Origin of the sequence: Thioclava sp. NG1, assembly GCF_003122275.1 — a bacterium.
Classification (GTDB): domain Bacteria; phylum Pseudomonadota; class Alphaproteobacteria; order Rhodobacterales; family Rhodobacteraceae; genus Thioclava; species Thioclava nitratireducens.
Map to the genome: position 1 here is coordinate 567,925 of NZ_QFBB01000002.1, position 7,566 is coordinate 575,490.

Here is a 7,566-nt window from a genome sequence, read left to right on the forward strand (position 1 = left end):
GCGAGGGCGCAAGCACGTTGATATCTGCATATGTGCGTGAATGCGACCGGTTGATTTGCGTCAAAGCGAAGGAACGCTTGCCCGATTAGCTGGTTGTATCGATCAAGGAGGACAGGATGAAGTCAACTGAAACGCGCAAGAACGAACTCGAAGCCCGGCGGGCCCAACTCTCGGAGCGGATGGCACAGGTCGAATCCGAACTTGAGGGGCACGAGGAAAAGGATTGGGACGACGCCGCGATCGAGCATGAGAGCGACGAGGTCCTCGAAGACCTCGGCCAGTCGGCGCAGTCCGAGATGCGCGCGATCGACGCGGCCCTGGCCCGGATCGAAGCGGGCGAATACGGCTATTGCGTCACCTGCGGCGAGCGTATCGACGAAGCGCGGCTTGATCTGCTGCCTGCGACGCCGTTCTGCCGCGAGCACGCGCCGGGCGCAAAGGCACCCCGCCAGTAACGTGAAGCGCATTCTTTGGACGGTGCAGGGAGAGCTCGATGCCCCTGCACCTCCCCTGTGGGAATGCGCGTTTTCCCTTTTGTTTTGAACCTGCTTCGCTTTAAACTTCGCGCGGCGGCGCATCGCGCGGGATGTCCCGTCACAAGTGGGGGACGATGGCAAAACGGGTTAAATTCCGTACACAGGACGGGCTGGCTTGGCTGACGCTTGCAGCGCTTGACGATCAGGGCGCGCGGGCGGGTATCACCGCCGAGATGCGCCAGGCGATCGGCGGTGTGCTGGACCGGGTCGCGGGCGACGGCAGCCTTCGCGGTCTGGTTTTGCAGGGTGGGGCGTCGGGCTGGCCCTGCGCGCCCGATCCGCTGGAGGATTTCGACGAAATCTCGCCGCGCGCCGGGAAGGGCGACGCGGTGCCGAGCCTGTCGGAGCTGTGTCGTCGGCTCGGAGCGCTCGACCTGCCTGTGCTGGCGCGGCTCTCCGGCCGGATCGCGGGCGGTGCGATGGCGCTGGCGCAGGCCGCCGATCTGCGCATCGCCGATCCCGATACCTGTTTCGCGGCACCGGAATTCGCGCTTGGCGGCTTCGTCGGCGCGGGCGGTCTCGTGCGGCTCGCGCGGCGGATCGGTGGCGCGCGAGCGCTCGCGATCGTGGCTGCCGGAGAAGAGGTAGAGGCTGAGCCCGCCCGGGCGCAGGGCCAATGCGACCTCGTGCTGGGCGCGACCGATCGCAGCCAGATCGCCGCCGCGCTCGATATGCTAATCGCCGAGGGCGTGCCGCGCACCGATACCGCGCTGGACGATCCCGCGGCCTATCTAAACGATCTCGCGCCGCTGCGTGCGCAGCTGGGGAAGGGGCCGCTCGCGCCAGTGGGTGCGCGGCTTTTCGAGGTGGTCGAGGGGGCGCTTTTGCTGCCGCTCGACGAGGCGCTCGATGTCGAGGCGGTGGCGTTGCAGGATTTGCTCGACGCGCCGCTGTCACGAGCCTTGCGTCACGCCGCTCGGGTCACGCGCCGCGCCGCTCATCTGCCCGGTGAAGGGCATCCCACCGCACCGCCGCCGTTGCGGATCGGTCTGTGGGATCAGCCCGCCGGGATGGCGGGGGGCTTGCTCGCCGCCAGGCACGAGGTGGTGTTCGGGGCAACCGATCCCGCCGCGATCGAGACCGCCTTCGCCGATATCGCGCGCAAGCAGGAAATCGCGGTGCAGAGCGGCAGCTTGTCGCCCGATATCCGCGAGGCCGATTGGGCGCGGCTTGGCGCGGCGATGACCCGCGAGGGACTATCTGGGTCGGATGCGATCATCGCGACGGGGACGGGGGCTTTCCCGGCCGCGCCGCTCAGCGCGCGCAATGCCGAGGATCTGCCCGAAGGCGCGGAGGAATTCGGGCTGCGCCGCACCGGCGATCTGTGCGAAATCGTGCCGCCCGACGGCGCGCTGCCTGCCGATCTCTACGCGATGGCAGGGTTGATGCGGCAGGGCGGAATGCAGGTTCTGCGCGGCGGTCCAGGCATAGGCGGTATCGCCGATCATCTGCGCCTGGCCTATATCGCCGCGGCAGAGCGGGCGGTGCTCGCAGGGGCTTCGGTCGCGCAGGTCGATGCCGCGATCCGCGAGGCAGGCGGCGCGCGTCCGCCGCTTGAACTGACCGACCGGCTGGGCATCGACGCCGTGCTAGAGGATTTCGCGCGGCTCCACCGTCCATTCGGTCCGCTGTTGAGTTTGCTCGCGCTCGATGCCGCGGCGAAAGGCGCGGGGCAAAAGGGCTTCTACGATTGGAGCGAGAGCTCGCCACGCCCGGTGCCCGATCAGGCAGAGGCGCTGGCAGCGTTGCGCGACGAGGCGGGGATCGTGCCGCGTCGCCTGTCGAATGCGCGCATCCGCGCCCGGATATTGGCCGAGCTTGCCAATTGCGGCGCGGAGCTGTTGCAGCACGCGCAGGCGCATCGGGCCGGCGATATCGACGTCGCGGCGCGCCACGTGCTGGGCTTTGCGCCACAGATGGGCGGGGTGATGTTCGCCGCCGACCGCGCCGGGCTTCTCGCCACGCGCAAGCTGCTGCGCGAACTCGTCGAAGAGGGCGCCCCCGAGCCGGTCACGCTGTGGGATGTGTTGATCCGTAACGGGAAGTGCTTCGCCGATCTCGACGACGCTTGAGGTGAGGCGCCCGTCGGACGGGGCGCCTCAGCCGAGGAAGATGCCTAGCACCACCATCATCAGCCCGATCACCGACACGAACAGCGCGCCCATATTGATCGCAATGATCTTTTGCAGCCGTGCGCGCAGTTCCTCATCGGGCAGGCCCGCGCGTTTGGCGCTCGCCACTTTGACGATGCAATAGAGGATGCCGAACAGCCCGATCACCGAGACGACGGCCCCTGCCCAGATCAGATTTTCCATTGCGGCCTCCGAAAGTTGCGCGCGCCTGCCTAGCCCGTCGCGGGGGGTATGGCAAGAAAAACGCGGGCGCCTGTGTGATCGCGGGAAATCGCACAGGAAAAATCGGCTTGCGGAACCCGCCGATCCGCGCGCGCCGCCTCTTGATGCGCGCAGACGCTCGGGCTAGTCAGAGCGCCGACCCCCGATCGCAAGCAGGAGAGGCCCATGCCCAACGATGCCGCCTACAATGTCGCCGCAGACGAACTGCGCCAGTTCATCGAACAGTTCGAGAGCCTCGAAGCCGAGAAGAAAGACATCGCCGAGCAGCAGAAGGACATCATGTCCGAGGCCAAGGCCCGCGGCTACGACACCAAGGTGCTGAAGAAGATCGTCGCCCTGCGCAAACGCGACAAGGACGACGTGGCCGAGGAAGAAGCGATTCTCGACCTCTACAAATCCGCGCTGGGGATGGGCTGAGCGCCACCGCGCGCCGGGCGATGGTCCGGCGCGACCCGCCCTGTGCTCAGGGCGCGATGAATTCCACACCGGGCATCCGCGCGATCGCGGCGACGTCGGCGTCGTATTGCGCGGTGATTTCCTCGACCAGTTCATCGGTCCAGCCCGGCAGCGGCGCCTCGATCTCGAGCGCTTCGGGCTTGGCGTATTTGTCGAGAAACGCCGCCACGATCTTGCGCCGATGCAGCACCGATTTCGGCGGGTTCGCGTCGAAATAGCTCCGCAGCCGTTCGATCCCCTCTTCGGGCATGATCTGGCGCAGGACCATCATGTCGCCCTTGAGCGCCTGGTCCTCCGGCAGCCCGCCGACAGAGCGCAGCACCTCGGGCCAGATCAGCGGCAGGTCCTCGTTGCACCAGATCACGAAGCGCCGGCCGCCCGCGGCCTCCACCATCTGTCGGATGAGCGGCTCCCAGCGCAGCTCGCGCGGGTCGTGGCCTTCCATGATCTGCTCGTAGTTGCGCTTGGGTAGCCGCGCGACCAGTTGCGGGATCAGGCTCGCGGGGTTGATCAGCGCGAGGTGGAACTCGGTCTCCGCGTCGGGAAACAGGTTCGCCAGCGGCCCGAGCTTGCTCGGCGCCATCGCGTAGAACCCGCGCTTGGTGATCACCCGCTCGGGGATGCAGAGGAAGAATGCGTGGCTGAACACCAGCCGGTCGAGGACCGGCGCGTCGGTGCTCGCCTCGATGATCGCGTCCTGCACTTCCTGCGGGGCCGGTCCGCCTTTCAAAGAGACCAGCGCATCGCGCAGAACCATTCGGTAGCTGCGGGGCGCGGGCACGGCGATGCGATGAGATTCGAGAAGCCGATCATTGCTCGAAAGCGCGCCAACGATACGATCTTCATCGGTCGAATGCGCTCCGAGATGGAAAACGACTTTCATTCTGCGCGCCTCAATATCGTCTGCCGGGTCAAGCCCTTATTGTTGGCGCTCACTCTAGCCGCTCCGTTCTGGACAGGCAAACCCGTTTCGGGGTAGGAGGTCGGGACAATTCCGACAAAACTGATCGGGAAAGCCCGTGCCAAAATCCGCCCCATCCCTCCCGGCCCGCCCCATCTCTGCATCGCGCGGGCGCTTGCATCCGGCTGGTGGGCTGTGGTCGGTCGGGGCCGTAGTGATTGCGGTGCTGGTGCTTGCGCCGATCCTGGCGGTTGGATGGATGGCGCTCGATCCGCGCGACAATATCTGGCCGCATCTGATCGCGACCGTGCTGCCGCGCTACCTGATCAACACGGCAGTGCTGACGGGCGGCGTGGGGCTTCTGGCATCCGCCATCGGGGCGGGGGCCGCGTGGCTCGTGGTGATGTATCGCTTCCCGGGGCATCGCATATTGCAATGGTTGCTCCTGCTGCCGCTCGCGATCCCGGCCTATGTCGGAGCCTACGCCCTCACCGATTTCCTCGACTATTCCGGCCCGGTGCAGACCGCCATGCGCGGCGCTTTCGGCTGGGCCTCGGCGCGCGATTACTGGTTTCCCGAAATCCGCTCGCGCGAGGCGGCGGTCGTCGTGCTGTCTGCCGCGCTGTACCCCTATATCTATTTGATCACCCGTGCGGCCCTGCGCGAGCAATCCGGCGCCAGCTACGAGGTCGCCCGCGCGCTCGGCACCGGGCCGTGGGGGCTGGTCTGGCGCGTAGGCCTGCCGCTCGCCCGTCCAGCCATCGCCGCAGGGGCCGCGATCGCCATGATGGAGACGGTGGCGGATTTCGGCGTCGTGGATCATTTCGGCGTGCAGACCCTGACCACGGGCATCTTCTCGACATGGCTTTCGGGCGGCAATGCAGGCGGGGCGGCGCAGCTCGCGCTAGTGATCCTCGGGATCGTGCTCGCGCTCCTTATGGTCGAGAAACTCTCGCGCCGTCGTGTCCAGTATTACCAAAGCGCGCGTCAGGCCCGTCCGGTTCAGGCGCAGCGCCTGAAGGGTGCGGCTGGCTGGGTGGCGACGCTAGCCTGCGTGCTCCCGGTCGCTTTGGGCTTCGTGCTGCCGGTCGCAGTGATGGGCGGGCATGCGCTCGCCAATCCCGAGGCGTGGTTCGGCCGGGGGCTCGGGCTCGCGCTATGGCACACAATCCTGACCGGGGGCGCGGCCGCTGCGATCACTGTGACGCTCGCGCTGTTCATGGTCTATGGGGTGCGCCTCTCGGGGCAGCGCCTGCCGCGTGCCGTGCTGCCGCTGACGACACTCGGCTATGCCGCGCCGGGGGCTGTGCTGGCGGTCGGCATCCTGATGCCGCTCGCCGGTCTCGATCATGCGCTGGCCGACACCGTACTGGCGCTGACCGGCTATGATCCGGGCTTGCTGCTGACGGGCTCGGCCTTCGCGATCATCCTCGCCTATGTCGTGCGATTCTTCGCCATCGCCCAAGGCGCGAGCGACGCCGCCTTCGGGCGCGTGCCGCCCTCGTTGCCGATGGCCGCGCGGTCTCTGGGGCGCACGCCAGGGGGCGTTCTGCGCAGCCTCTACCTGCCCCTGATGCGCGGGTCGGTCGGCTCGGCGCTGCTTCTGGTCTTCGTGGATTGCGTGAAGGAGCTGCCCGCGACGCTGCTGCTGCGCCCGTTCAACTTCGAGACGCTGGCCACGCGCACGCAGGAAAAGGCGAGCCTCGAGAATCTGGGCGATGCCTCCCCCGCCGCGCTTCTGGTCTGCGCGGTGGGCCTTGTCGCCGTCGCGATCCTCGCCCGCGCGGATGCGGCGCGCGCAGATCTTGCGCGTTCCCGCTGAGCGGCGTCTTGCACGAATTTCTCAGCCGCGCTATTGCGGGCCGGTCACGCCGGCGTAGCTCAGTTGGTAGAGCGTCTGATTTGTAATCAGGGGGTCGGGGGTTCGAGTCCCTCCGCCGGCACCACAGCATCAGTCAAGCCATTGATTAGCCTCAGCTTTGTCTCAAGATAGAGCGAGCGTAGAACATGGCGGAGAACAAAGCTGCACCCCACTCATTCGTCAAAGACGGCGTCTTCTACTTCGTTAGACGTGTGCCTAAGGATTTGTTGCACCACTATACGTCCCGAAAAATCTCCTATTCGTTGCGCACGAGGTCTGCCGCCGTTGCTACTTCACGCGCCCTCAGAGCGGCACAGCGGCTCGATGAGCATTGGTATCATCTGCGGATCAAAGACAGCGACTTGCCCGGAAAGCACATGCTCCGCATGGCTCAGGCGCACGGTGCCGAGACTGTCCCTCTCTCTGCCGCATCGCCAGTAGCCGAAACAGTGAAGCTCTCGGAGGCGGTTGGCATCTATCTGCGTCTCAAGGGGCAGGGGAGGCCAGTGACCTTCCACAGAGCTGCAGAGCGGTCCTGTGGCTATGTGATCGACGTCTGCGGGGACCGGGACATCACGGACTACAAGAAGGCTGATGCCAACGCTTTCCGCGATGACCTGATCAAGCGAAAGCTCGCTGGGAGTAGCATCACCCGCATCTTCGGGACCGTCCGAGCGGTGGTCAACTTCGCCGCAAGTGAACTCGGCATCGACATCAAGAACCCCTTCGGACACGTCTACTACGACCGGAACGCTGGTGTCGAAGACAGATCACCACTTCCGCTCGACGTGATACACACCCTGCAGGCAGAGTGCAGAAAGACTGATGATGACCTTCGCTGGCTGGTCGCACTGGTGTCCGACACTGGGATGCGGCTTGCCGAAGCTGCAGGGTTGCTCAAGGAAGATCTCAAGCTCGACGATCCCATTCCCCACGTGGTCATCCGAGAGCATCCGTGGCGACGGCTGAAAACAACCTCATCGGCTCGGATCGTGCCTCTTGTCGGCATGTCCCTTTGGGCAGCACAGCGAGTGCATGAACGCGTCACAGACAGCGAGTTCGCCTTCCCGAGGTACAACCGCGACGACCGGACAAATGCGAACTCAGCAAGTGCGGCCCTGAACAAATGGATGAAGCCAAACGTCCCGAAGAAGTGTTCGATGCATAGCTTCCGTCATTCGATGCGGGACAGGCTTCGTGCGGTTGAGTGTCCTTCCGACATCGTTGACCAGATCGGAGGTTGGCAGACCGAAGGTGTCGGTCATGGTTACGGGACCGGTTATCCGCTGGAAGTTCTCGCCAAATGGATGCGGAATGTCTCGTAGCTGCAGCGCCATGTTCTACGCTCGCTCTATCTTGAGACAAAGCTGAGGCTAATCAATGGCTTGACTGATGCTGTGGTGCCGGCGGAGTGGGTTTGTTTCCCGTTGCAGGCACCGCATCGGCCCAACGCCTCAG

General features: G+C 65.6%; 7 protein-coding genes and 1 tRNA gene. 6 read left to right on the plus strand and 2 right to left on the minus strand.

Annotation, left to right across the window (positions count from 1 at the left end; genetic code table 11):
- The first annotated feature begins 116 nt into the window (after window positions 1-116).
- Both DEM26_RS05600 and DEM26_RS05605 read left to right on the plus strand, forming a co-directional pair.
- Window positions 117-455, plus strand: coding sequence for a TraR/DksA family transcriptional regulator (locus DEM26_RS05600; RefSeq protein WP_075774388.1), 339 nt, complete (start codon window positions 117-119; stop codon window positions 453-455).
- Between the two features lie 155 nt (window positions 456-610).
- Window positions 611-2,608 carry an enoyl-CoA hydratase/isomerase family protein gene (locus DEM26_RS05605; protein WP_158275086.1) on the plus strand — a complete coding sequence of 666 codons (1,998 nt, stop codon included), beginning with the start codon at window positions 611-613 and terminating at the stop codon, window positions 2,606-2,608.
- A gap of 27 nt (window positions 2,609-2,635) precedes the next feature.
- Here the strand turns inward: DEM26_RS05605 and DEM26_RS05610 are convergent, their stop codons facing one another.
- Window positions 2,636-2,851, minus strand: a complete 216-nt coding sequence (locus DEM26_RS05610) for a hypothetical protein (protein WP_075774390.1) — start codon at window positions 2,849-2,851, stop codon at window positions 2,636-2,638.
- Window positions 2,852-3,055: 204 nt separating this feature from the next.
- Between DEM26_RS05610 and DEM26_RS05615 the strand changes: the two genes are divergently transcribed.
- Complete coding sequence (locus tag DEM26_RS05615; protein WP_075774391.1) at window positions 3,056-3,307, plus strand: DUF2312 domain-containing protein; 252 nt, start codon at window positions 3,056-3,058, stop codon at window positions 3,305-3,307.
- A 46-nt stretch (window positions 3,308-3,353) separates the two neighbouring features.
- On the opposite strand, the gene DEM26_RS05620 is transcribed toward DEM26_RS05615, so the two are convergent.
- Window positions 3,354-4,229, minus strand: a complete 876-nt coding sequence (locus DEM26_RS05620; RefSeq protein ID WP_109171898.1) for a hypothetical protein — start codon at window positions 4,227-4,229, stop codon at window positions 3,354-3,356.
- 277 nt (window positions 4,230-4,506) lie between these two features.
- Here DEM26_RS05620 and DEM26_RS05625 point away from each other — a divergent pair, with 277 nt between their 5' ends.
- The 3 genes from DEM26_RS05625 (at window position 4,507) to DEM26_RS05635 (ending at window position 7,433) form a co-directional block, all read left to right on the plus strand.
- Complete coding sequence (locus DEM26_RS05625; RefSeq protein WP_088721838.1) at window positions 4,507-6,069, plus strand: ABC transporter permease; 1,563 nt, start codon at window positions 4,507-4,509, stop codon at window positions 6,067-6,069.
- Between the two features lie 48 nt (window positions 6,070-6,117).
- Window positions 6,118-6,193: transfer RNA gene (locus DEM26_RS05630), tRNA-Thr, on the plus strand.
- A gap of 61 nt (window positions 6,194-6,254) precedes the next feature.
- Window positions 6,255-7,433 carry a DUF6538 domain-containing protein gene (locus tag DEM26_RS05635; RefSeq protein WP_109171899.1) on the plus strand — a complete coding sequence of 393 codons (1,179 nt, stop codon included), beginning with the start codon at window positions 6,255-6,257 and terminating at the stop codon, window positions 7,431-7,433.
- Window positions 7,434-7,566 lie beyond the last annotated feature (133 nt).